This window comes from Sulfuriferula nivalis, from assembly GCF_009937995.1.
GTDB classification, from domain to species: Bacteria; Pseudomonadota; Gammaproteobacteria; order Burkholderiales; family Sulfuriferulaceae; genus Sulfuriferula; species Sulfuriferula nivalis.
Map to the genome: position 1 here is coordinate 2,946,430 of NZ_AP021881.1, position 25,881 is coordinate 2,972,310.

General features: G+C 51.6%; 23 protein-coding genes. 19 read left to right on the forward strand and 4 right to left on the reverse strand.

All coding sequences use genetic code 11. The features are described from left to right. Positions 1-12 precede the first annotated feature (12 nt). The 8 genes from SFSGTM_RS14450 to SFSGTM_RS14485 all read left to right on the forward strand — a co-directional run bounded on the left by SFSGTM_RS14450 (position 13) and on the right by SFSGTM_RS14485 (position 14,663). Positions 13-8,484 carry a glycoside hydrolase family 94 protein gene (locus tag SFSGTM_RS14450; protein WP_332836247.1) on the forward strand — a complete coding sequence of 2,824 codons (8,472 nt, stop codon included), beginning with the start codon at positions 13-15 and terminating at the stop codon, positions 8,482-8,484. A 277-nt stretch (positions 8,485-8,761) separates the two neighbouring features. Further along, entirely contained in the window at positions 8,762-9,028 is a 267-nt protein-coding gene (locus SFSGTM_RS14455) for a hypothetical protein (RefSeq protein ID WP_162085779.1), read from the forward strand. Next, positions 9,006-9,311, forward strand: coding sequence for an IS66 family insertion sequence element accessory protein TnpA (gene tnpA, locus SFSGTM_RS14460; RefSeq protein ID WP_162083703.1), 306 nt, complete (start codon positions 9,006-9,008; stop codon positions 9,309-9,311). Before SFSGTM_RS14455 ends, tnpA (SFSGTM_RS14460) begins: the two co-directional genes overlap by 23 nt. A 62-nt stretch (positions 9,312-9,373) precedes the next feature. Next, complete coding sequence (gene tnpB, locus SFSGTM_RS14465) at positions 9,374-9,667, forward strand: IS66 family insertion sequence element accessory protein TnpB (protein ID WP_232526076.1); 294 nt, start codon at positions 9,374-9,376, stop codon at positions 9,665-9,667. A gap of 80 nt (positions 9,668-9,747) precedes the next feature. Continuing rightward, positions 9,748-11,376, forward strand: coding sequence for an IS66 family transposase (gene tnpC, locus SFSGTM_RS14470; RefSeq protein WP_162084465.1), 1,629 nt, complete (start codon positions 9,748-9,750; stop codon positions 11,374-11,376). A 76-nt stretch (positions 11,377-11,452) separates the two neighbouring features. Next, a complete protein-coding gene (locus tag SFSGTM_RS14475; RefSeq protein WP_162085780.1) occupies positions 11,453-11,680 on the forward strand; it encodes a hypothetical protein in 228 nt (75 codons plus the stop codon). After that, on the forward strand, positions 11,673-13,133 hold the full coding sequence (locus SFSGTM_RS14480; RefSeq protein ID WP_162085781.1) for an ATPase domain-containing protein: 1,461 nt from the start codon (positions 11,673-11,675) through the stop codon (positions 13,131-13,133). Before SFSGTM_RS14475 ends, SFSGTM_RS14480 begins: the two co-directional genes overlap by 8 nt. 30 nt (positions 13,134-13,163) lie before the next feature. Continuing rightward, positions 13,164-14,663: an ATP-binding protein gene (locus tag SFSGTM_RS14485; protein WP_162085782.1), complete on the forward strand. Its 1,500-nt coding sequence runs from the start codon at positions 13,164-13,166 to the stop codon at positions 14,661-14,663. A 1-nt stretch (position 14,664) separates the two neighbouring features. Here SFSGTM_RS14485 and SFSGTM_RS14490 read toward each other — a convergent pair whose 3' ends face one another. After that, the gene (locus SFSGTM_RS14490) at positions 14,665-15,144 is read right to left on the reverse strand and encodes a CZB domain-containing protein (RefSeq protein ID WP_162085783.1); all 480 of its coding nucleotides are present in this window, start codon (positions 15,142-15,144) and stop codon (positions 14,665-14,667) included. Positions 15,145-15,331: 187 nt separating this feature from the next. On the opposite strand from SFSGTM_RS14490, the gene tnpA (SFSGTM_RS14495) reads away from it, so the two are divergent. From tnpA (SFSGTM_RS14495) to tnpC (SFSGTM_RS14505), 3 genes are all read left to right on the forward strand, one after another. Beyond that, positions 15,332-15,637, forward strand: coding sequence for an IS66 family insertion sequence element accessory protein TnpA (gene tnpA, locus SFSGTM_RS14495; RefSeq protein WP_162083703.1), 306 nt, complete (start codon positions 15,332-15,334; stop codon positions 15,635-15,637). 62 nt (positions 15,638-15,699) lie between these two features. After that, a complete protein-coding gene (tnpB, locus tag SFSGTM_RS14500; RefSeq protein WP_232526076.1) occupies positions 15,700-15,993 on the forward strand; it encodes an IS66 family insertion sequence element accessory protein TnpB in 294 nt (97 codons plus the stop codon). A gap of 80 nt (positions 15,994-16,073) precedes the next feature. Then, positions 16,074-17,702 carry an IS66 family transposase gene (gene tnpC / locus SFSGTM_RS14505; protein WP_162084465.1) on the forward strand — a complete coding sequence of 543 codons (1,629 nt, stop codon included), beginning with the start codon at positions 16,074-16,076 and terminating at the stop codon, positions 17,700-17,702. Between the two features lie 156 nt (positions 17,703-17,858). On the opposite strand, the gene SFSGTM_RS14510 is transcribed toward tnpC (SFSGTM_RS14505), so the two are convergent. Both SFSGTM_RS14510 and SFSGTM_RS14515 read right to left on the reverse strand, forming a co-directional pair. Further along, positions 17,859-18,494, reverse strand: coding sequence for a DUF1109 domain-containing protein (locus SFSGTM_RS14510; RefSeq protein ID WP_162085784.1), 636 nt, complete (start codon positions 18,492-18,494; stop codon positions 17,859-17,861). Continuing rightward, positions 18,495-19,034 (reverse strand): sigma-70 family RNA polymerase sigma factor, encoded by a 540-nt coding sequence (locus tag SFSGTM_RS14515; protein ID WP_232525990.1) that lies wholly within the window; start codon positions 19,032-19,034, stop codon positions 18,495-18,497. Positions 19,035-19,344: 310 nt separating this feature from the next. Between SFSGTM_RS14515 and msrA the strand changes: the two genes are divergently transcribed. From msrA to SFSGTM_RS14540, 5 genes are all read left to right on the forward strand, one after another. Beyond that, positions 19,345-20,013 (forward strand): peptide-methionine (S)-S-oxide reductase MsrA, encoded by a 669-nt coding sequence (gene msrA / locus SFSGTM_RS14520; RefSeq protein WP_162085785.1) that lies wholly within the window; start codon positions 19,345-19,347, stop codon positions 20,011-20,013. Next, positions 20,010-20,603 carry a cytochrome b/b6 domain-containing protein gene (locus SFSGTM_RS14525; RefSeq protein WP_162085786.1) on the forward strand — a complete coding sequence of 198 codons (594 nt, stop codon included), beginning with the start codon at positions 20,010-20,012 and terminating at the stop codon, positions 20,601-20,603. The genes msrA and SFSGTM_RS14525 overlap by 4 nt, the downstream gene beginning before the upstream one ends. 10 nt (positions 20,604-20,613) lie before the next feature. Then, positions 20,614-21,387, forward strand: coding sequence for a molybdopterin-dependent oxidoreductase (locus SFSGTM_RS14530; RefSeq protein ID WP_162085787.1), 774 nt, complete (start codon positions 20,614-20,616; stop codon positions 21,385-21,387). Next, a complete protein-coding gene (locus SFSGTM_RS14535) occupies positions 21,388-21,699 on the forward strand; it encodes a pentapeptide MXKDX repeat protein (protein WP_198420567.1) in 312 nt (103 codons plus the stop codon). It abuts the gene before it with no gap. A 92-nt stretch (positions 21,700-21,791) separates the two neighbouring features. After that, positions 21,792-22,103, forward strand: coding sequence for a hypothetical protein (locus SFSGTM_RS14540; protein ID WP_162085788.1), 312 nt, complete (start codon positions 21,792-21,794; stop codon positions 22,101-22,103). Between the two features lie 6 nt (positions 22,104-22,109). Here SFSGTM_RS14540 and SFSGTM_RS14545 read toward each other — a convergent pair whose 3' ends face one another. After that, positions 22,110-24,098 (reverse strand): UvrD-helicase domain-containing protein, encoded by a 1,989-nt coding sequence (locus SFSGTM_RS14545; protein ID WP_162085789.1) that lies wholly within the window; start codon positions 24,096-24,098, stop codon positions 22,110-22,112. Positions 24,099-24,374: 276 nt separating this feature from the next. On the opposite strand from SFSGTM_RS14545, the gene SFSGTM_RS14550 reads away from it, so the two are divergent. From SFSGTM_RS14550 to SFSGTM_RS14560, 3 genes are all read left to right on the forward strand, one after another. Beyond that, on the forward strand, positions 24,375-25,196 hold the full coding sequence (locus SFSGTM_RS14550) for a symmetrical bis(5'-nucleosyl)-tetraphosphatase (RefSeq protein ID WP_162085790.1): 822 nt from the start codon (positions 24,375-24,377) through the stop codon (positions 25,194-25,196). A gap of 119 nt (positions 25,197-25,315) precedes the next feature. Further along, positions 25,316-25,549 (forward strand): DNA-binding protein, encoded by a 234-nt coding sequence (locus tag SFSGTM_RS14555; protein WP_232525991.1) that lies wholly within the window; start codon positions 25,316-25,318, stop codon positions 25,547-25,549. Further along, positions 25,542-25,835, forward strand: coding sequence for a helix-turn-helix domain-containing protein (locus tag SFSGTM_RS14560; RefSeq protein WP_162085791.1), 294 nt, complete (start codon positions 25,542-25,544; stop codon positions 25,833-25,835). The genes SFSGTM_RS14555 and SFSGTM_RS14560 overlap by 8 nt, the downstream gene beginning before the upstream one ends. Positions 25,836-25,881: the final 46 nt, after the last annotated feature.

Here is a 25,881-nt window from a genome sequence, read left to right on the forward strand (position 1 = left end):
ATAGACAAACTGTTGCCACGACTGGCTGACAATGAACGAGTTCTGCTCTTGGCCTATAACGTCGTAACTGCTGCAGCGACTCAGGGGCAGCGACTGATGCCAGCAGAGACCTGGCTACTGGATAATTTCTACCTGATCGAACAACAAATCACGCTTGCGCGCCAACATCTGCCACGTGGCTACAGTCGGCAATTGCCACGTTTGGGTGATGGTTCATCATTTGGCTTTCCTCGCGTCTATGATTTAGCGCTGGAGTTGATTTCGCACATGGATGGGCGTATTGATAGTGACAATACCACCCAATTTATTGCTGCTTATCAGACCGTAGCGCCATTAAAACTGGGGGAGTTGTGGGCTTTCCCTATCATGCTACGGTTGGCGCTACTGGAGAATCTACGTCGGGTAGGCTTGCGCATCGCTCAACGGCGGGAAGAACGTGATACCGCCATCGTCTGGGCAGAACGCATGCTCGCAACGGCAGAGAAAGAACCCAAGCAACTCATCCGCTTACTGGCAGAATTTGTTAATGCCGACGTGTCGCTGACCGCTGCTTTTGTAGAAGAATTTTATGCCAGACTCCAGGCTCAAGGAGCAGTAATGGCGTTCGTTCAAACCTGGGTTGAACAACAGCTACTCGAACAGGGAGTGACCGCAGCCCGGCTATCCGAGACCGCCAGCAGAGTCGCCGCAACTGACCAGCTATCTATCGCCAACAGCATAGGTAGCTTACGCTTCATAGGCGCTAACGACTGGCGCAACTTTGTTGAACAGCTCAGCATCGTTGAACAAATCTTATGTGAAGACCCGACAGCGATGTACGCCAACCAGGATTTTGCTACCCGCGACCGTTATCGTCACGTCATAGAAGATGTAACCAAAGGTAGCTCGCACACTGAATCAGCGGTAGCGCGCGAGGCCATCATACTTGCGCAAACTGCGGTAACGCGACTGGGCTCCAGCCATCGCAGTGCACATATCGGCTATTACCTGATTGATGATGGGCGAAAAAGTCTGGAACAGGCTGTCGGCTGCCATATATCGTGGATATCTCGCATCAGCCGAATAGGCCGGCATTTTCGATTGTTTCTGTACCTTTTGCCTATCACGTTATTCACGGGATTAGCTACGTACTTCATGTTAACCGATATCAGCGAATTACCTCCGAATGACTGGCGTTATGGGTATTTTGCCATTGCTGGCACCATCGCTATCTCAGCACTGGTAGTCGCGCTGACGAACTGGCTGGTTACCCTGACTGTTTCGCCACGGGCTTTACCCCGACTGGATTTTTCGCAGGGCATACCTGACATTCATCGCACCATGGTCATCGTCCCCACCTTACTCAATAAGTCGCATGAGATTGACGACTTGCTTGAAGCACTGGAAATACGCTATCTGGGCAATCGCGACACCAATCTCTACTTTGCTTTACTGACCGACTTTCATGATGCACATGAGGAAATACTCCCAGATGATAGCGCATTACTCAACTACGCCCGTGCAGCAATCAGGGTACTGAATGAAACTTACCAAGATGGTCGCCCAAATATTTTCTATCTGTTTCACCGTCCTCGGTTGTGGAATCCAGTGGAACAATTATGGATGGGCTATGAACGCAAACGTGGCAAACTGGAGCAGTTCAACGCTTTGCTGCGTGGCGGTGCGCAAACTGCGTTTTCGGTAATTGTCGGCGATCAGTCGATTTTTGCCAGTATCAAATACGTCATCACGCTAGATACTGATACACAACTTCCCCGTGATGCCGCACGCATGCTAATAGGCAATATTGCCCACCCACTCAATCGCCCAGTCTATGATGCTAAACAGGGTCGTATCGTCGCAGGTTACGCGATCCTGCAACCACGCGCCTCGATCAGCCTGATAAGTGCTAATCAATCACGCTTTACCAAATTATTCGCGGGTGAATCAGGCATAGACCCTTATACCCGCGAAATTTCAGATGTATATCAGGATGTATTCGCGGAAGGCTCATTCATCGGCAAAGGTATCTATGATGTAGACGCTTTTCGGCAAGCGGTCGATGGTCGCTTTCCAGAGAACCTTATACTTAGCCATGATTTACTGGAAAGCGGATATGCACGATCCGCACTGGTGACGGATGTTGATCTGATAGAAGAACATCCAGCCAGCTACACCATAGAAACAAGTCGACGCCATCGCTGGATACGCGGCGACTGGCAAATTGCAGCCTGGTTACTCCCCCGCGTACCAACGCCATCCGGACCGAAGACAAAATGGCTGGCAAATCCGCTATCAAATCTGGCTCGCTGGAAAATTCTTGATAACCTGCGACGCAGCCTGGTATCCCCAGCTTTGCTCGCCCTCCTGGCTGGCGGATGGCTATGCAGTCCTGATATTGCATGGGATTGGACACTATTGGTCATAGGCATACTGTTCCTGCCGAGTTTGCTGTCCACCATCACTGAGCTTATCCGCAGGCCTGAACAACGGGACTGGCTGTCACACTTATACCTGACTGGAAAATCTGCAACACACCCTATCACCCATGCGACACTGACCTTGGTTCTGCTTCCTTATGACACACTGATTTGTCTGGATGCAATTATACGTTCCGGTATACGCATGCTGTTTACCCACCGAGGATTGCTGCTGTGGCAACTGCCGAGTTATGCCGTTCGTAATAAACGCCATACATTGCTCAATTTTTTTGCTGAAATGTGGGTTTCACCTGTGCTGGCCATAGTACTGAGTATGACATTGGTTGGGCTATGGATGCTGGGAGCAAGTCAATTTACAGCATGGTTTGCCAGTGCGCCTATCTTGTTTTTGTGGCTGATATCGCCTGCCGTGGCCTACTGGATCAGCAAGCCATTATCATCTAACACACCCAATCTGAGCTCGGCGCAACGTACATTCCTGCGTGGATCAGCCCGTCGTACCTGGCGCTATTTCGCTGATTTCGTTGGCCCACAGGACAACTGGCTGCCACCTGATAATTTTCAGACCCATCCAGCGCCAGTCATCGCCACACGCACCTCGCCTACCAATATCGGCATGGGGCTGCTGGCGGATCTGGCTGCCCATGATTTCGGCTACATTACTACCAGCACATGCCTGCAATTGGTCGGAAACACTCTGACCACAATGGAAAAACTGGAACGCCACCGTGGCCATTTCTACAACTGGTACGATACCCGCAGCCTGCAAACTTTACACCCACAATATGTTTCTTCGGTAGACAGCGGCAACCTTGCTGGCGCCCTGCTGACCTTACAAGCTGGGCTAGCTGAGCTAAAAAACCAGCCTGTGCTGTCACCCAACGCACTGCAAGGATTGCAGGATACGTTGCAGGTACTGGCCGAGCAGATAGCACCCTCTCCTGCAGAAGATTTAGCGCACAAAATCCGCTGGTTGCAAGACATGCTAAATACTGCAAAGCAACTGCCGCAGACACCCGCAGGCATAGCCATACTACTGAAAAAGCTACTAGCAGCAAGCACGGTGGTAGTAGTATGGCTAGCGGCAGACATGGATAGCGAAGCCTATTATTGGGCGCTGGCATTTGAACAGCAATGCCGGGCACTACGCGACAGCCTTACAGCACTGATACCCGAACCATGGCATGGTGGCCACATTCCAACACTGGTAGAGCTGGCAATAGATCAGTCAGATAATGCCATCATCGCAACAGAACAAATCACAACCATCGACAACCTGATTGATCGTTGCCGCAAATTGGCTATGATGGATTTCGAATTTCTATATGACACGTCGTGCGGGTTACTGTCCATCGGTTACGATGTGGGGGAACGTCGCCGCGACCCATCCTGCTACGACCTCCTGGCTTCAGAAGCCAGATTGGCCAGCTTCCTGCTTATCGCAGAGGGGCAGGTAACGCAAAAGCATTGGTTCGCACTAGGTCGTTTGTTGACCAGTTATGGTGGTGCCGTGAGTCTGATTTCATGGAGCGGCTCAATGTTCGAATACCTCATGCCACAGCTGATCATGCCGAGTTATGAGAACACGCTACTGGATGAGACCTGCAAAGCTGCCGTATCACGACAGATCGAATATGGTAGACAGCGCGGGGTGCCGTGGGGAATATCCGAATCCTGTTACAACGCAACCGATGCCAATCAAGTCTATCAATATAGAGCCTTTGGCGTACCTGGGCTGGGCTTCAAGCGTGGACTCGGTGACGACCTGGTGATTGCACCCTATGCCAGCGCGCTGGCGCTAATGGTGATGCCAAGTGCTGCATGCCGTAACTTGCAGACGCTTGCAGATCTGGGCTTCCTCAGCACTTATGGATTTTATGAAGCCATCGATTACACCCCTTCGCGTGTATCCAGAGGCAAAAGTCACGTTATTGTGCGCGCTTTCATGGCGCATCATCAGGGTATGAGCCTGCTGTCCTTTGCCCATGTTTTGCTTAATCAGCCTATGCAGCGCCGGTTCATGTCTGCACCACAAGTGCAGGCAACCGAGTTACTGCTACAGGAGCGCATACCGAAAAAGAGCGCTACCTTGCAACCCCATGCCGCAGAAGTAAGCTCTGCTGCACGTCCACCTGTCGCTGAAGTCGCGGGGGTCATGCGCGTGTTTACCAATCCGAATACCATCATACCCGAGGTTCACCTGTTGTCTAACGGCAGCTGCCACGTCATGGTGACACATGCAGGCGGAGGGTACAGCCGCTGGCGCGATTTAGCCGTAACACGTTGGCGTGAGGATACAACTTCCGATTGCTGGGGCACGTTTATTTATTTGCGTGATCGTGACACTGGACATTACTGGTCAACTACCTACCAACCGACATTGCACAAGGCTGACCACTACGAAGCGATCTTTGTGCAAGCACGGGCTGAATACCGCCGCCGTGATTACGCAATCGAAGCCCATACTGAAGTAAGCGTCTCACCAGAAGACGATGTCATGATTCGCCGTGTCACCCTCACCAACCAATCACCCCGTATCCGCCGTATCGAAGTAACGAGCTATACGGAAGTGGTTCTGGCAGCGTTGAATGCCGATCTGGCACATCGCTCATTCAGCAACCTGTTTGTACAAACCGAAATCCTCCATGATAAGCAAGCCATATTGTGCACACGACGACGCCGTACGCCTGATGAACAGGTGCCATGGATGTTCCATCTGCTGGCAGCACCCGGGGTGGTTGCCGATACCGCCTCTTATGAAACTGACCGTGCCAAATTTATCGGGCGAGGACGCACACCTGCAAATCCGCTGGTACTTGATCACAGCAGTACCCTGTCACATTTATCACAACAGCTATCCAATACTGATGGTTCGGTGCTTGATCCGATAGTAGCCATCCGTCGCACCGTGACTTTACAGCCAGATGAATCAGCCAGTGTACAAATCATCTCGGGTGTCGCAGATACACGCGAGGGCGCGTTGGTTATGCTGGAAAAATACTGTGACCGACACTTTGTGGAACGCGCTTTTGAAATGTCATGGTTCCAGAGTCAGGAAGTACTGCGGCATCTCAATATAGCTGAAGCCGATGCGCAAATCTATGGGCGTCTGGCCAGCTCCGTCATCTATGGCAACGCTTTGCGTCGCGCCTCACCCAGCGTCATTGCCCGCAATCGATTAAGACAGTCTGGCCTGTGGCGCTTTGCGATTTCAGGCGACTTGCCTATCGTACTGCTACGCACAGCTGACCTGAATCGTATCGACCTGGTTAAACAGGTTCTGCAGGCGCACGCCTATTGGCGCATGAAAGGTCTGATTTCGGATTTGGTAATCGTGAACGAAGATTTTTCCGGTTATCGCGCCGTGCTACAAGACCAGATTATGGGGCTGATCAATGCCGGTCCAGAAGCACACATGGTAGACAAACCCGGCGGGATTTTTGTGCGCCGCGCGGAAGATCTGTCTGAAGAAGATCGTGTGTTATTTCAGACTGTTGCCCGCATCATTTTTACCGACACGTCGGAATTACTGGTCGAACAACCCGAACGACGCGTGTCAACAGAACGGGTATCAGATCGTTTTGAAGCCGTCATGTTGCCAATAGCTGTACCCGCTAATCCACTGCCGCCACGCGAACAGATATTCTGTAATGGTCTGGGTGGCTTTACCCCAGATGGCCGTGAATATGTGATCACACTGGAACCCGGTCAGCAAACGCCAGCACCATGGGTCAACGTCATCGCCAGTCCGTACATCGGTACGGTTGTCAGTGAGAGCGGTGGTGCCTATACCTGGGTGGAAAACGCACATGAGTTCCGACTGACGCCCTGGAACAATGATCCTATTAGCGACAGCAGCGGCGAGGCGTTCTATATCAGGGATGAGGAAACAGGACAGTTCTGGTCACCAACTCCTCTGCCTGCTCGCGGCCTAACTGGCTACGTATGTCGACACGGCTTTGGCTACAGCGTTTTCGAACATATAGAAGCTGGCATTTCCTCAGAAATGTACACTTATGTCGCCATGGATGCCCCAGTGAAATTCGTGGTAATAAAATTGCGTAACCTGACTAAACATACACGCAAATTATCATTGACCGGGTATTGGGAATTGGTAATGGGAGAATCGCGTCATAGCAATCTGATGCACATCGTTACCGAAATCGATCCCAATACTGGCGCACTGTTCGCCCATAATGCCTATGGTCGCGAATGTGCCAATCGAGTCGTGTTTGCGCAAGTCAGTGAGCATGCAAGCACAGTAACCGGGAACCGTACAGAATTCATCGGTCGCAATGGCTCACTGGTCAGTCCAGCCGCAATGCGTCGCAAGCGACTGTCAGGGCAGACGGGGGCAGGTCTGGATCCATGCGCTGCGATACAAAGCCGTATCGAACTGGCGGAAGGACAGGAACGTGAGATTGTGTTCGTCTTTGGTGCGGCTCACGACACGGGTGAAGCGCAGCACTTTATCCAGCGTTTCTCGGGGCCAGCGCGCGCGCGACAAGCACTGGAAATGGTATGGGAACACTGGAATCGCACCTTGGGTGCGGTGCATGTCGAAACCCCAGACCCCGCGCTGGATGTGCTGACTAACGGCTGGTTAATTTACCAGACCCTGTCCTCCAGATTGTGGGGGCGCAGTGGTTATTATCAATCTGGCGGTGCTTATGGCTTCCGCGATCAGTTGCAGGACACCATGGCGCTGATACACACCACGCCGTGGCTGGCTCGCGAGCAATTGATACGCTGTGCCGAACGCCAGTTCCCACAGGGCGATGTGCAACACTGGTGGCACCCGCCTGGCGGACAAGGTGTACGTACTAATTTTTCCGATGATTATCTGTGGTTGCCTTATGCCACCTGCCGGTATGTGATGACGACGGGGGACACAGGCATACTGGACGAATCTCTGCACTTTCTCGAGGGGCGTGAGCTGACGGCTGGAGAAGAGGCTTATTACGACCAGCCACAGCGCTCATCACAAGTAGCGAGTCTTTATGAACACTGTGTGCGTGCGCTCAAGCATGGTTTGCGTTTTGGTGAACATGAACTGCCACTCATGGGTGGTGGCGACTGGAACGACGGCATGAACCTGGTTGGTCACAAGGGCAAGGGTGAAAGTGTCTGGCTAGCGTGGTTCCTGTATGAAAACCTGCAGTTGTTTGCAGGCCTGGCTAACGGCCGGAATGATTCGACCTTTGCCGAAATTTGCACAAGCCAGGCGACGCTACTGCGTAACAATATTGAGGCGCATGCCTGGGATGGCGCTTGGTATCGGCGCGCCTATTTTGATGATGGCACGCCGTTAGGCTCATCCAGTAACGACGAATGCCAGATCGACTCTATCAGCCAGAGCTGGGCGATTATTTCTGGTGGCGGCGATCGTATCCGCTCCCGTCAGGCCATGAAGTCTGTGGATCATCGACTGGTACGTAACGATGCGCAGATCATCCAGTTACTCGATCCGCCGTTCGACAAATCTGACCTGGAACCAGGTTATATCAAGGGTTATGTACCGGGTGTACGTGAGAATGGTGGTCAATATACCCATGCCGCCATCTGGAGCACGATGGCATTTGCGATGATGGGTGAACGTGACCGGGCGTGGGAATTATTTGCCATGCTCAATCCTGTCCATCATAGCAGCACCCCTGAGCAGATAGCACGTTATAAAGTCGAGCCATACGTAATGTGTGCAGATATATACGGCGCGCCGCCACACACCAGTCGCGGTGGCTGGACCTGGTACACGGGGGCAGCTGGCTGGATGTATCGACTGACACTAGAGACCCTGCTCGGCCTGCAACTGGAAGTAGATCACTTGCGCATAGCGCCATGTGTGCCATCGACGTGGAAATCCTACAAAGTTCACTATCGCTATCGTGAAACCACCTATCACATTACCATCAATTGCGGCGCTGATCAGTCCAAACAGGAAGTGATTATGGATGGTGTTAAATGTACAGGTAACAGGATTCCACTGGTCGATGATCGGCAGGAACACAAGGTCGAAGTGAACGTAGCTGCGGTATCTGCAGTCAATAGATTATCCGGCGTATGATAACCAAAACATCAGGAATGAGTAGCGGCATAAAGTCAGGATTTTCACGCTTTGTTTAATGATACGGCTATTCTTCAACAAAGCGTGTATCCTGCGAGAGTGGTACTGGAGGCGCGTGCTAACACTAAGAGACAGGTTGAATAACTATGAAAACAAATATGCATAACCCCTATGCCCCTCTGACCATCATCCGCCGTGATATGACGCAACATTGCAGCCCGACTCAAATAGCGGTCATATCCATCAACACCCTTATCTCCTCTGATTATTGATGCTTATGCCAACCAGTGAATTGTCACGACACCAGAGAATTAACAGCCTCGCGGCGCAAGATACCGAGAAGATTGTGGGTACCGCAATTTTGCTATGGGAGCGTATGGCGACCCAGATCATTTCTATCGTCGGCGAAGCCGGTTTTAATTCACTGTTCACACGCAGTGTAGTAAGCGTCCAGCCCATCCACCTGTCATTGCCCGCCAAACTCATGCAATCTAGCTGCTTTTTTATGAAAGGCACGCTAGATGGCTACTCGACACACGCCTGATTTTTGGCAAACGCACCTTACCGCTTGGCAACAAACCAAACTGACCGTCACAGCTTATTGCACCCAGCACGGCTTATGTGCCAAGACCTTTTATCGCTGGCGCAGCCAGCTGACAACAGCGCCCAATCTCACGCGCCAGCCACCGCTAACCCTCATCCCCGTCAGTGTTCAACCTGCGCCTGTCACGGGCACGCTCCAGCTCCACAGCCCCACTGGCTGGCGGGTAGAGCTTCCCATTGCTAGCACGCCCTGGCTAATTGACTTGTTGCGGCAACTGCCATGATATCTGCCCATCCCATCAGCCCCATCGCCACCCAGGTCTGGCTAGTCATCGAACCCGTGGACATGCGCATCGGCATAGATGGCCTTTCCCAGCGCATCCAGCACCGCCTGGGTCGCAGTCCCTGCGACGGCGCCGCCTACGCCTTCCGTAATCGTCGCCAAACGCGGGTCAAGCTCCTGGTCTGGGATGGCACAGGGGTCTGGTTGTGCCAACGCCGACTGCATCGTGGTCACTTCACCTGGCCAGACATCGCTGCCATCACCCATCCTTTAACCCCCACACAGTGGGACTGGCTGATCACAGGTATCGACTGGCAAAGACTCAGTGCCCCAGCCCCTGCCCACTGGCAGGTGTAGCCACTCATGATTCAGTAAAAACATGCCTGAAACCCGCATTATTGCTGGTTTCAGGCGGGGTGAAATGGTATAATTCAAGCATGGATTCAGCCCAACAACTTGCCCAATTTATCCCCGATCCCGCCTTGGCGGCGTATGTGGATAAGCTGTTGGCGCAGGTTAAACAGGATGCTGAACTCATTCAACAAAACACAGTATTACTCCAGCAAAACACCGCACAAATCCTCACGCTGACTAAGCAAATCCAGCACGCCGAACTCAAGAACCAGGCTTTGGTACTGGAACTTGCCTATTACCGCCGCATCCGCTTCGCCAACAAGAGCGAGCAGCTCTCGCCTGAGCAGCGTGCGTTGTTTGATGAGTGCTGGGCAGCCGACATCACGGCCATTGAAGCCCAAATCGGGCAGCCAGATACACCTAATACCGAAGATGCGACAACCGCTATCCCCAAGCCTGCGCGTCCACGCGCAGGTCGTCAGCCACTGCCTGACCATCTGCCCCGCATCATTCATCGCCATGAGCCTGCATCTTGCCAGTGCGGTGCGTGTGGTGGTGCGTTAATCAAAATCGGTGAAGACATCAGCGAACAACTGGATGTCGAACCTGCCCAGTTCACCGTGCATCAACACATCCGTCCACAGTATGCTTGTCGCCACTGCGAAACCGTTGCTGCCGCCCCCATTCCAGCTGCCGTCATCGACGGCGGCGTGGCGACATCAGGTTTGCTGGCGTGGGTGATGATCAGTAAATTCGTTGATCATTTACCGCTCTACCGTATAGAACACATTGCCCAGCGCAGCCAGGTGACCCTGGCGCGTTCCACCTTGGCGGAGTGGGTCGGACGTGTGGGGGTAGCGTTGCAACCGTTGGTCGACAGGCTCACTGAATTACTGCTGGCACGCAGTGTATTGCATGCGGATGAAACGCCAGTGCCACAATTAGACCCCGGGGCGGGCAAAACCAAGAAAGCTTATCTGTGGGCTTACCGCACGGGTGATTTGGCATCCCCTTCATCCGCACCGCCTATCGTGGTGTTTGACTATCAGCCAGGGCGACAGGGATTGCATGCGCGGCACTTTCTGGCAGGTTGGCAAGGACACTTGATGGTTGACGATTACGCTGGTTATAAAGCGTTATTTACCCAAGGCATCACTGAGCTGGCATGCTTCGCACATGCACGTCGGAAGTTCTTTGATTTGCATGCGGCCAACCAAAGTCCAATTGCAGCGGCTGCGCTGCAGCGTATCGCGGCACTCTATGCCATTGAGCAGGCTGCGGACAAGCTGGATGCGGCAGGTCGTTTGCAGTTGCGCCAGACTCAGGCAAAACCGTTATTGGGCGAACTGCATGACTGGTTAATCCAGACTCGCGTCAAAGTGGCCGATGGCAGCGGCACAGCCCGCGCGTTGGATTACAGCATCAAGCGTTGGCCAGCACTGATACGCTATGCGGACAGCGGCATCTTGCCTATTGATAACAACCCAGTCGAAAATGCGATACGACCCATTGCCATCGGCAAAAAGAATTGGCTGTTCGCAGGCTCAGAACGTGCAGGCAAACGCGCTGCAGCGATTCAGAGTTTGTTGGCTACCGCCAAGCTCAATGGCTTGGAACCCTATGCATGGCTCAAAGATACGTTGGAAAAATTACCGGTCTGGCCTAATAGCCAGATTGATGAATTGCTGCCGTTTAAAAATGAACTACCATAAGTAGTGAAGGGATTGGAGTGGCTGGGCTGGACGCTTACGCAGTGTATTCCTTACCCAAGCTACGTTTCCCTGGTTATTGTCCAACTCGTCATTAACACTGTCTGATCAACGATTCGCAGAACTACAAACAAGCTTACAGCAACAAGCACCCGTGCTAGCCAGTGAAGCGAATACGCTGCTACTGATCACTTTTACTGACATCCTGGCCACCTTAATTGGCGAGGAGTTAATGTCCAGTATTTTACGTGCCGCCTGGGTTAACGACGTTACGGACAAGACCGACAAGGAATTCAAAAATGAGTAACAAGGTAAATATAAGACGCCTAGCAACAGGTGTACCTGGTCTGGACAATCTATTGGGAGGAGGTCTGCCAGAATTCTCATTTAACCTGATTGCAGGAACGCCAGGCAGTGGCAAAACCACGCTTGCACACCAGATCATGTTTTCGCAGGCTAATTCAGATAATCGGGCGCTGTTCTTTACCGTGCTCGGCGAGCCTGTTCTGAAAATGCTGCGCTATCAACAGCAGTTTCCATTTTTTGATATTAATAAGGTCAACGACTCGATCCGTTTCGTCAACCTGTCCTCTGATCTGCTGGAAGGAAATTTTGATCAGGTGTTGTCACGCATCGCTGAAGAAGTAAAAAGTTTCGCACCCAGCATGGTATTCGTTGATTCGTTCCGCTCAGTCGTGCAGTCTGCCAAACAGATGAAACACGGGGTATCTGAGCTCCAACAGTTTGTGCAGCAACTGGGCATGCAAATGACAACCTGGCAGGCGACTACCTTTTTGATCGGCGAGTATTTAACTCCTGAATCCGAGTCCAGCCCGGTTTTTACCGTAGCAGACGGCATACTCTGGTTGACACAGAACATGCAGCGCAACTCCATGCTACGCAAAATCCAGATAGTCAAAATGCGTGGCCAGGCACAAGTACCAGGTTTACATACATTCCGCATCAGCGATAAAGGCATACAGATTTTCCCGCGCGCCATTATCCAGAAAGGATCAACCGTCGGCATACCAACCTCGGCCATTACGGGCGAGCAACGCGTTGCGATGGGGGTAGCAGGTCTGGATGAAATGCTGGGCGGCGGCTTGCCTGCCGGGTATTCGCTGCTGGTGGTCGGGCCTTCTGGTTCAGGCAAAACTATACTGGCGACAGAATTCCTCGCCGAAGGGGTACGCAGAGGCGAGCCTGGCGTGATTGCCGCATTTGAGAAAAGCCCGAATCAATTATTGAGCAATCAGTTACATACACTGGTCAATGAGGGACATGTGGGCGTGATCGATACGCGCTCACTGGATTTGTCCATAGACGAAACCTTGCATGACCTGATCGAAATGATTACCCGCATGCAGGCAAAGCGTGTCGTGATTGACTCCTTGTCTGGCTTCGAGCTGGCACTGGCACCCGAATTCAGCGAAGATTTTCGCGGCTCGCTGTACCGCATGGTTGCCGAACTCACCAGCATGGGCGTGACCATATTAATGACCTCAGAACTGGAAGATCGCTATACCGATCTGCGCTTCAGCCCCTTTGGCAGCGCATTTCTGGCAGACGCCATTATCGTACAGCGCTATATCGAAATTGCAGGGCAGTTCAAACGCGTATTCTCAGTGGTTAAAGTCCGTGGCAGCGAGCACAGTAAAGACATACGCTTATTTGATATTACCGACCAAGGCATCATTGTTGGTGAAGTCCTGTCGGAGTATGCCGGCATTATGACTGGCCGACCTGCGGTTACGCCGTAACCAGCACGAGCAGCTTGCAGAAAGCCGTTAATGAACACAAAAGACAGCAATGATGTCCAGTTAACTGCCCGCAAAGGCGAGCGGCGGCATAAAAAAAATGCTGCCACCGACCATGAACTAGCTGTACAAAGTCGTGATAAGTTAATCACGGCACGGGAAGATTTGACGCAACTGCGAGAAGATGCGGTACATGTACGTGAAGTTGATATACATGAGGCCGAAACGAAACAGGTCGCTACTGATAATCACATACTGCTTTTGCAGCAAGTGAACGAACGTTTGGTCATTTCCACCATAGAAGCGCAGAAACTGGCTGAAAAATTACAAGTAACGCAAATCCATTTGGAAAACGCCAAACTGGCGGCAGAACAAGCCAACCTCGCTAAATCCGAATTCCTCTCCAGCATGAGCCATGAACTGCGCACCCCACTCAATGCGGTGCTGGGTTTTGCCCAACTACTGGAAGCCGGCACTCCGCCACCAACAGCCACCCAGGCTAGCAGGCTACAACAAATCATCAAAGCGGGCTGGTATCTGCTCGATCTGATTAATGAAATTCTTGATCTCGCTACGATCGAATCTGGCAAACTTTTATTATCACTGGAACCGGTTTCGCTGGATGAAATTCTGCATGAGAGCAAGACCATGATAGAACCGCTGGCGCAACATCACGGCATACAAATTAAGTTCGCACCCTGTCACCCCAACTGGTTTGTCAATGCTGACTACACGCGCCTGAAACAGGTGCTGATCAACCTGCTTTCCAATGCAGTTAAATACAACTGTGAACACGGAACGGTAGAAGTAGGTTGTAACGCAAGCTCGCCTGAACATTTTCGCATCAGTATCAAAGACAGCGGAGCGGGCCTATCTGCCGAGAAAATGGCACAACTGTTTCAGCCGTTTAATCGCCTCGGTCAGGAGACTGGCAATGAAGAAGGGACAGGAATTGGACTGGTAGTGTCCAAACGACTGGCCGAACTGATGCAAGGTAGCATCGGTGTAGAAAGCGTGGTCGGCGTGGGCAGCGAATTCTGGATCGAACTAACCCGCAACGTTGCTCCACAGCTTGCTGCCAAAACTGACATACCCATGGCAGCTGAGTCGCCACAATTGAATAACGTTCAATCACGCACGCTGCTTTATGTGGAAGATAATCAGGCAAACCTGATGCTGGTCGAACAAATAGTTGCACGCCACCCGCATCTCAACATGCTCAGCGCAAGCGATGGCTACCTCGGCATCACACTTGCACGTGAACACCTGCCAGATGTCATCCTGATGGACATCAATTTACCCGGTATGAATGGCTATGAAGCACTGGCTATCCTGCGCTCAGATCCAGCTACCAAGCACATTCCAGTGATCGCTATCAGCGCCAATGCCATGCGCCATGATATCGACAAGGGCAGCAATGCCGGATTCTTTTACTACCTCACCAAACCCATCAAAATCGATGAACTAATGGCGGTACTGAATAATGCACTAGCACTTGCTGAGTGCGAGTCTATTAACCCAAAACCTGATTAAGTCAGCCACTGCTACCCAGATCAAGATACATACGCGACAGCTCCGTTTTAACCCTGCTTGAATTACGTGCGAACTCCCCAGTAGTGAGCGATTCACGCGCCTCATCATCTCGCCCCGACTGAACCAGCGTAATCACTTTAGCGGCTGCTTGGTGAAAATCCGCATGCGCAGCACGTAGCCGGTGATACTCCTCGCTTTCACTCAACATGATCGCCACTTCACCGTGTATCCACTTGCCCGGCTCACATTGATCATCACGGCACACATGCAATGGATCCAGCGCATCACGCCCGTTCTGACTGGCAAGCAAATCATCCAGTCGTTTTTTCCATGCCATATGCGCATTAATAGCTGCATTCACATCCAGCCCCAAGTCGAGACTGGCAATGCTGCCAACCTGTTGTTCTGACTGTTTACGATGGCGTGGTTTAACCTCATTATATTCAGCTGATTGAAATAAACGTGTAAACCAGGAAGCCATGTTGCCCCTTTCAAAAAACAAGCAAAAACACTTGGATTTTATAAGAGTGCAAGTTCTATGCCATGCATGAAACACAAGGCATGCAAGCTATTCAAGCCTAATTTGTCAGTAAGCGTCCAGCCCATCCACCTGTCATTGCCCGCCAAACTCATGCAATCTAGCTGCTTTTTTATGAAAGGCACGCTAGATGGCTACTCGACACACGCCTGATTTTTGGCAAACGCACCTTACCGCTTGGCAACAAACCAAACTGACCGTCACAGCTTATTGCACCCAGCACGGCTTATGTGCCAAGACCTTTTATCGCTGGCGCAGCCAGCTGACAACAGCGCCCAATCTCACGCGCCAGCCACCGCTAACCCTCATCCCCGTCAGTGTTCAACCTGCGCCTGTCACGGGCACGCTCCAGCTCCACAGCCCCACTGGCTGGCGGGTAGAGCTTCCCATTGCTAGCACGCCCTGGCTAATTGACTTGTTGCGGCAACTGCCATGATATCTGCCCATCCCATCAGCCCCATCGCCACCCAGGTCTGGCTAGTCATCGAACCCGTGGACATGCGCATCGGCATAGATGGCCTTTCCCAGCGCATCCAGCACCGCCTGGGTCGCAGTCCCTGCGACGGCGCCGCCTACGCCTTCCGTAATCGTCGCCAAACGCGGGTCAAGCTCCTGGTCTGGGATGGCACAGGGGTCTGGTTGTGCCAACGCCGACTGCATCGTGGTCACTTCACCTGGCCAGACATCGCTGCCATCACCCATCCTTTAACCCCCACACAGTGGGACTGGCTGATCACAGGTATCGACTGGCAAAGACTCAGTGCCCCAGCCCCTGCCCACTGGCAGGTGTAGCCACTCATGATTCAGTAAAAACATGCCTGAAACCCGCATTATTGCTGGTTTCAGGCGGGGTGAAATGGTATAATTCAAGCATGGATTCAGCCCAACAACTTGCCCAATTTATCCCCGATCCCGCCTTGGCGGCGTATGTGGATAAGCTGTTGGCGCAGGTTAAACAGGATGCTGAACTCATTCAACAAAACACAGTATTACTCCAGCAAAACACCGCACAAATCCTCACGCTGACTAAGCAAATCCAGCACGCCGAACTCAAGAACCAGGCTTTGGTACTGGAACTTGCCTATTACCGCCGCATCCGCTTCGCCAACAAGAGCGAGCAGCTCTCGCCTGAGCAGCGTGCGTTGTTTGATGAGTGCTGGGCAGCCGACATCACGGCCATTGAAGCCCAAATCGGGCAGCCAGATACACCTAATACCGAAGATGCGACAACCGCTATCCCCAAGCCTGCGCGTCCACGCGCAGGTCGTCAGCCACTGCCTGACCATCTGCCCCGCATCATTCATCGCCATGAGCCTGCATCTTGCCAGTGCGGTGCGTGTGGTGGTGCGTTAATCAAAATCGGTGAAGACATCAGCGAACAACTGGATGTCGAACCTGCCCAGTTCACCGTGCATCAACACATCCGTCCACAGTATGCTTGTCGCCACTGCGAAACCGTTGCTGCCGCCCCCATTCCAGCTGCCGTCATCGACGGCGGCGTGGCGACATCAGGTTTGCTGGCGTGGGTGATGATCAGTAAATTCGTTGATCATTTACCGCTCTACCGTATAGAACACATTGCCCAGCGCAGCCAGGTGACCCTGGCGCGTTCCACCTTGGCGGAGTGGGTCGGACGTGTGGGGGTAGCGTTGCAACCGTTGGTCGACAGGCTCACTGAATTACTGCTGGCACGCAGTGTATTGCATGCGGATGAAACGCCAGTGCCACAATTAGACCCCGGGGCGGGCAAAACCAAGAAAGCTTATCTGTGGGCTTACCGCACGGGTGATTTGGCATCCCCTTCATCCGCACCGCCTATCGTGGTGTTTGACTATCAGCCAGGGCGACAGGGATTGCATGCGCGGCACTTTCTGGCAGGTTGGCAAGGACACTTGATGGTTGACGATTACGCTGGTTATAAAGCGTTATTTACCCAAGGCATCACTGAGCTGGCATGCTTCGCACATGCACGTCGGAAGTTCTTTGATTTGCATGCGGCCAACCAAAGTCCAATTGCAGCGGCTGCGCTGCAGCGTATCGCGGCACTCTATGCCATTGAGCAGGCTGCGGACAAGCTGGATGCGGCAGGTCGTTTGCAGTTGCGCCAGACTCAGGCAAAACCGTTATTGGGCGAACTGCATGACTGGTTAATCCAGACTCGCGTCAAAGTGGCCGATGGCAGCGGCACAGCCCGCGCGTTGGATTACAGCATCAAGCGTTGGCCAGCACTGATACGCTATGCGGACAGCGGCATCTTGCCTATTGATAACAACCCAGTCGAAAATGCGATACGACCCATTGCCATCGGCAAAAAGAATTGGCTGTTCGCAGGCTCAGAACGTGCAGGCAAACGCGCTGCAGCGATTCAGAGTTTGTTGGCTACCGCCAAGCTCAATGGCTTGGAACCCTATGCATGGCTCAAAGATACGTTGGAAAAATTACCGGTCTGGCCTAATAGCCAGATTGATGAATTGCTGCCGTTTAAAAATGAACTACCATAAGTAGTGAAGGGATTGGAGTGGCTGGGCTGGACGCTTACATTTGTCATGACAAATCACTGGCTCATGACAACAACGTCATGACATATTGGCAGCACCAAAATTGCTGTTACCCCAGCATTAACTGTGTAAGTACTGCATCCGTCACCCGAGTCCAGCTCACCACTTCAACAATATTTTCCCCAGCCACACACCCAGCAATGCCACGCCTATCATAGGCAGGTAATGCCATTCGATCACATGGATAATGGAGTTGGTTTGCTCTGACAGTCTGAGGGTGATTGCACCTATGCTAAAAGCCGAGAGCATGGTCACTACCCCTGCAAAACGGCGGTGGGTGCTGGCGAGCTGGCGCATGCTGTAGAACATCCATGCCGCTGGCAGCAGTGCCAGCACTGCAATTGTCAGCGAACACTGGTAGCTGTGGACTGGCGGTGGCGCGGGTGGGTTATCTGCTTGCCAGGCCAACGCGATGACGCCGATAAAGATGATGAACATGAATATGGGTGCCAGCGTCCAGCGGCTACGCTGATAAATATCAGGGTATGCCAGCAAACTGGCACTCAGGGCAGTAGTGACAACTATGGCGACCAGCAAGCCCATTTCGGCAATAAACATGGTGCTATGCAGTCTCTCCACCACATCTGCACGCACGCCGAGTACCAGCAGGGAGATAACGATATACACTACCGCTATCCCCATCCATTTCAGCCACAACATCAATGGACTGGGCGCAGGTTGTACGCTATCGGCGTCTGCCACCAGGCTGGCTATCTGTTTTTCCATTGCATCCATTTATTTACTCAGCTTCTCTCTTAAAATTTTATAGGCGCGAAAAGCCGCTACCTTGACCGCAGATTCTTTCATACCTATCTTGGCGGCAACCTCTTTGGCGGTATAACCTTCCTCATGCATCAATGACAATATCGCTGCCTGTTTTTCTGGCAGCTGATTCACCTCTCCACTAATTGATTCGTAACTGAAGTCGGAATTAGTTACATCTGCGGGCAAAGTATTTTCCAGCTCGCCCAATTCGGTCGCTGTTCTGAGCTGATCTGCATAATAAGTGCGCAAATAATCCTGCAGACGAAAATGCGCAATTGCGAACACCCAAGGTTTGTAGGGGCGCATACCATCGTAGGTATGGCGCGCTTTATGGATGGAAACGAGGATTTCCTGCAGCAAGTCATCGACATCGCTGGCAGCACTCAGGCGTTTGCTCAAATAAGGGCGAAGGAATTGCGCGGTATCTCGCAGCAGATCAGCATAGGCGCGTTTATCTCCTGTCAGCGCCTGCTGCATCAGCATTTCCAGCGATACGCTAGTTTTGGCCACACTCACTCCTGAAAGATTAAGTCGCCATGTCCGCCATCTGCACCATGCAGTCAACTTTGTGGTTTATATCACATATAGAGACCTTTGCACGATTACTGCGCTTGTTCATACGTCGTTGGAAATCAGCTCAAAATGCTCATGTACTACTTGTACACTCCGCTTTTTCGCTGATTTCCGCCTCATCTGAACTGCGCTCGCTACATCGTGCAAAGGCCTCATATATAAAATTATTTTTGACGCCGTGTAACCTTTTTTCTGCCCAGCGCGAATCAACCAGTAAGCTCGATTGAGTTACAAAGAGGAGATCAACATGGAACTGCTAAATCATTTACTGCCCAGGTTAAGCGCACTGGCAATTACCGCCGTACTGGCTACTGGATCGGCGCTGGCTGACGGCCAGTTGCGCAGCTTGCCTGACCCGATTCAGGATACCGTCAGTACAGGCAATCAACAAACTGCAGTTTTTGCAGGTGGCTGTTTCTGGGGTGTTGATGCTGTATTCAAACATGTCAAAGGCGTAGTCAGCTCAACCGCTGGATATGCTGGTGGTAAAGCCGATACCGCTGGTTACTATCAGGTAAGCACCGGCACCACTGGTCATGCTGAATCAGTCCGGGTGGTGTTTGATCCCAAACAGATTTCATACGGACAACTGCTGAAAGTATATTTCGCAGTCGCACACAACCCTACCGAGCTGAATTATCAAGGTCCAGATCACGGCACCCAGTATCGCTCGGCTATATTTGTTACGGATAACAACCAGCGTGAAGTGGCTATGGCGTATATCAAACAGTTGCAAACTCAGCATCTGTACTCAGCACCTATCGTGACGCAGGTTGTGCCCTTACCCGCCTTTTATCCTGCCGAAGACTACCATCAGGACTATCTGGCGCTACATCCGGATCAGCTGTATATCGTCGCCAACGATATGCCCAAACTGGCGCACTTACAAGAACAATTCCCGAGGTTATATAAATGAACGGGGCGCAAATCATCCATCCATGGTGGCTCAGGGCTACCCACTGGATCAACGCATTAGCCGTGGTAGCAATGGTTATGAGCGGCTGGAAAATCTATAACGCATCGCCGATTTTTCATTTTAATTTTCCCGAGGAAATAACGCTGGGCGGATGGCTGGGTGGCGCGCTGCTGTGGCACTTTTTTGCGATGTGGATACTGATGGCTAACGGGCTGATCTACCTGAGTCTGAATCTGGCGACTAAGCGATTCAAACGCAAATTTTTCCCGATTTCGCCCCGCGCCCTGTTGCTGGATATGCTGGCCGCCATCAAAGGCAAGCTTGCACATACCGACTTGAGCCACTACAACCAGCCGCAAAAGCTGGCCTATCTCTTCATCATCATCGACATCATAGTGCTGGTGATGTCAGGGCTGGCGATATGGAAATCAGTGCAACTGCCATTGCTGCGCGAACTGATGGGTGGTTATGACAACGCACGCATTGTTCACTTTGTAGCGATGTCGGCATTAGTCGCGGTAGTCGCCGTGCATCTGCTCATGGTTGCATTAGTGCCGCGCACCTTGCTGCTGATGATACGTGGACGTTAAGGAAAACATCATGTTCAAACCGAAAAAAATACAAACCCTGGACGAGCAAGCTATCGTTAAAGCCGCCCTGCAAGCCATGCCGCAGCCATCACGCCGCCTGTTTTTACAGCGTGGATTATCCTTAGGTGGCTTGTCATTGCTAACTGGCTGTACGCTGGATAATGAAGATTCGGTAGAGCGCGCGTTGATGCGTGTATCCACCTTCAACGACAAGGTGCAAGCCTGGTTATTCAACCCCAACAAACTGGCACCGACTTACCCTGAATCCATGATTACCCGCCCGTTTCCGTTCAATGCCTTTTATGGCATCGAAGATGTCCCCAAAATCAATGGTGACAGCTTCCAGCTTGAAGTCGGCGGACTGGTTGCCAATAAGCGGCCATGGACGCTGGCACAGCTGCATGCGCTCCCTCAGGTCAGCCAGGTCACCCGCCACATCTGCGTCGAAGGCTGGAGCGCGATAGGTAAATGGGGCGGCGTGCCTTTTGCTACCTTTCTTCAGCATATAGGCGCGGATCTCACGGCGAAATATGTGGGTTTCAAATGCGCTGATGATTATTACACCAGCATCGACATGCCCACCGCGCTACAGGCGCAGACGCAATTATCGTTAACCTACGACGGGCAGATACTGCCCCCTGAATATGGCTATCCGATGAAACTGCGGATACCCACCAAGCTGGGGTACAAAAACCCCAAGCATATCCAAGCTATTTATGTAACCAACGTCAACCCCGGCGGCTATTGGGAAGATCAAGGTTACAACTGGTTCGGCGGCAGTTGAATGTTCAACCGCCCTGATGTTATGGCAATCTTGCCTTTTTTAAATATGGAGAAAATCGAAATGCGTAAATTATTAGCTACTATCATTACTACTGGTCTTTTATTGGCAGGCACACAGGCTTTTGCCGATGACATGATGAAAAACGACAGCATGGCGAAACCAGCCATGGCTAAAGATGAAATGAAAAAAGATGTGATGGCGCATGATGGTATGAAGAAAGACGCCATGGCTCATGACAGCATGAAAAAAGACAGCATGGCACATGACGGTATGAAAAAAGATACGATGGGCAAAGATACAATGGCCAAGTAATAAACAAAGCGACGCAAGGAACTGTGCGATCATCGTGAGCAGGCGATGATCGCACAATTCAGCTTAATAATGACCAGATACAGAGGTGTGAAATGTTATCTACAACTGGACTGACTTCAAATATAGGTAACGCAGGCTTAGACACTACGTCGCAACTCGCACGCCTGCAACACCAGCTATCTGATTGCGTTAATTGCGCAACGGCCAATACCACAGCAGGCAAAGCCAAGATTCAGTCTATATCCGACCAAATTGGCGCTATCAAAGAACGCCAGCAACACGCACAGCAGAACACAGTTAATCAAACACCGAATGCGCAAACTTCGCCACAATTCCAGCGCGACGCGAACAACCACCCAATTCCCGGTGCAGCCGTCGGCGGCACTATCAACATCGCAGTCTGATTTAGTTCACTTCTGCGCCAGCATCGCCTTGATATTCGCCAGCCTGTCGTTGCCTTGCTGACGTTGCTCTACAGGATCAACATCCTGCCCCGACTGGCGCATGTCGTCTTGTGAAATTTCACCGATAAAACGTGAAGGCTCACAGGTTTGCAATTCGCCCGCACGTTTGCGGCGCTTGCAGTAACTGATGGTTAGTGAACGTTGCGCGCGGGTAATGGCGACGTACATGAGACGACGCTCCTCTTCCAGCGTACCGTTTTCAACCGACTCACGGTGCGGCAGGATATCTTCTTCCGCACCCACCAAAAAGACATGACCGAACTCCAGCCCTTTGGCAGCGTGGATAGTGGACAACCGCACCGCATCAATTTCATCTTCGCTGCGGTTTTCCAGTAGCGTAATCAAGGCAATGGTTTGCGTGAGCTCGATCAAGTTTTTATCATCGGCCTCGCCCTTTTTACCCAGCCAGCCCACGAATTCCTGTACGTTATTCCATTTGTTTTGCGCAGCGCGGGTTTCGTCACTGTCGAAAATATAGACTTCGTAGTCTATCGCCTTGAGCAAATCCGCCATGATTTCACTGACCGGCGTATTGCGCACACGAGCTTCCAGCGCGTTGATGTACTGGCAAAAAGTGAGCAATGGCTCAAGCTGGCGTTCGGTCACACGACTGACAAAACCTGCTTCAAACACCGCTTCAAACAGGCTGATTTTACGTTGCCCGGCGTATTCGCCCAGCTTTTCCAATGTAGCGGCACCGATGCCGCGTTTGGGTGTGGTAGCGGCGCGAATGAAAGCAGGATCATCATCGCTGTTAGTGAGCAGGCGCATGTAGGAAATCAGATCCTTGATCTCGGACTTCTCAAAAAACGACTGCCCGCCCGACATCACATAAGGTGCTTTTTCATTGCGCAACATTTGCTCAAACACGCGTGCCTGATGATTACCGCGATATAAAATCGCATAATCGCCATAGCGAGTACGGTGCTCAAATTTATGCGCCAGCATACGCATCACCACATTTTGCGCTTCTTCAGTTTCGTCTTTGCACGCCATTACATGCACAGGATCGCCGTTGCCGTGTTCGCTCCATAACTGTTTGTCGTACAGCCTGTCGTTATTGCCGATGACACTGTTAGCCGCGCGGAGTATGCGTAACGTGGAACGATAGTTTTGCGTGAGTTGGATGACTTTGAGTCGCGGGTAATCTTCATGCAACTGATGCAGGTTTTTCACATCCGCGCCGCGCCAGCCGTAGATAGCCTGATCATCGTCACCCACGGCAGTAAATGCGCCCGATACGCCACAGAGCTGTTTTACAATTTGATACTGGCAGGCGTTGGTATCCTGATATTCATCGATGAGCAAATAGCGTAATTTCTTGCGCCATTTTTCCAGCATTTCCATATCAGTAGCAAACAGTTCGGCAGGCAAGCGGATGAGGTCATCAAAATCCAGCGCCTGATAGGCTTTGAGCGTGTCCTGATAACGCTGGTAAATTTTAGCGTAAGTGGCGTCAAGGTCAGATTCCGCCGTTGCCAGCGCAACATCGGGCGTGATCAAACCGTTTTTCCATCCAGAAATACGCCACTGAGCGCGACGGATTTCCTGCTTGTCAGTGGTTTTTAATATTTCATTGATAATCTGCATGGCATCAGCAGAATCAAGAATAGAAAATTGTGGTTTGTAAGCTAATCGATGTGCTTCCTGGCGCATAATCTGCACACCGAGCGCGTGAAAGGTACAGACCGTCAGACCTTTTGCTGGCTTGCCCGGTCTGAGTTTATCAACCCGCTCCTGCATTTCGCGTGCGGCTTTGTTGGTAAACGTAATCGCGGCAATATGATTTGGCGCATAACCACATTCATCGATAAGATATGATATTTTCTGAGTAATGACTCGCGTCTTGCCCGACCCTGCACCCGCTAGCACCAGCAAAGGACCGTCGAGATATTTAACCGCTTCGCGTTGTGGGGCGTTAAGATGAGAGAGCATGGATTTTATGAAACGAATGTAGATGGGTATTTTAACCCAGAAACGTCAGCTGGACACGTTGTAGTGTCCGCACATCGCGGTGCAGAGCAAGGCGCGACAAACGCTGAATGGTTATCCATTCAAGTGCGGAGCAACGCCGCTATGTGACGTGAGGGGCGGACAGTTCGACGGGTAACGTTGTTAAGAACAGATCACAAATAAATAATGGAAATAAGGATTAAGTGTCATGCTGTTAAGCTACTATATTAGTGGTCAACTGGCGTTTCTGGGTTAAAAATGAGCACCTACGTCATCGGCGATTTACAGGGATGTTTTCCCGCATTGCAACAAATGCTGGAGCTTATCGCGTACGACCCCGCGCAAGACCGCATTATCTTACTGGGCGATTTGGTTAATCGCGGTACTAACTCGCTCGCTGTGCTGCGCTGGGCGCGGGACAACCAGATCAGCGCAGTACTGGGCAATCATGACTTGCATTTACTCGCCGTGGCGGCGGGCTATGAAAAACATCACAAGGGCGACACCCTCCTCCCCATACTGGATGCGCCAGACAAGGATGAATTGCTGGACTGGCTGCGTCATCTGCCATTGGCAATATACACATCAGGCTATTTTCTGGTACATGCAGGCGTACTGCCGCAGTGGAGCATCAGCCAGGCATTAAGTCTGGCTGGCGAAGTAGAATCAGCATTGCGCGGCGACAATTACCTGGACTACCTGCGCACTATGTATGGCAACGAACCCACTCAATGGCATGACAATTTAACGGGGAAGGATAGATTACGCGTCATCACCAACGGCATGACGCGACTGCGCTTCTGCTCTGCTACGGGCGAAATGGACTTCACCGCCAAAGCCGGACTAGACTCAGCACCCGAAGGTTATTACCCATGGTTCCACGCGCCCAATCGCCTAAGTGAGGGCTCACCTATCGTTTTCGGCCACTGGTCAGCGCTGGGATTACAAGTAGAAAGCGACAACATCGCCCTCGACACAGGCTGCCTCTGGGGTGGTCAACTCAGCGCATTACGACTGGAAGACAGGCAGGTATTTCAGGTGGAATGCGGCGGCATGGCGGGGATTAAGCGCTGGCATTAAAATTCCGATGGAAATTATACGCTTTAAGCGTATAGCTTAACCATGCTAACATTATCGAAACTAGTATATTCATTCAATATGCAAACACCGTATGGGATGAAGACGAGCGCATAGCATTTGTGAATTGGATTGCAGCCAACCCACTGGCGGGTGACGTAGTACCTAAAAGTGGCGGATGTCGTAAAGTACATTGGTCGCGTGCAGGCATGGGTAAACGAGGCGGCGTAAGGGTTATATATTTTAATCAGCTTGCTGCGGGTGAAATCATATTACTGATGGTCTATGCCAAAGCAAAATATGACAACCTGCCTGCGGAATTTTTTAAGCAACTTAAGGAGGTGTTTGATGGCTAAATTAGCGAACGATCCAGATATGGCGCAGTTTTGTGCCGACTTCCTAACCTCTGCCCGTGAAATGAAAGCAGGCGTAAAGGCGCGCAGCACACAAGTGAACTTACCACCTGTCGTCATTGCACGTAATAAATCAGGACTTACACAAAGTCAATTTGCGGTATTGTTGGGCGTATCAGTACGCACACTGCAAGGTTGGGAGCAGGGGCGAATTAAGCCCAGTGGTGCGGCCAATACTCTAATTCGCATTGCCATTACCCATCCAGAAGTATTGCAGGCAATGGCTTAACCTGACAGATTTCATCAAATCCACGGCTAAACCAAGCTGGTTAGTA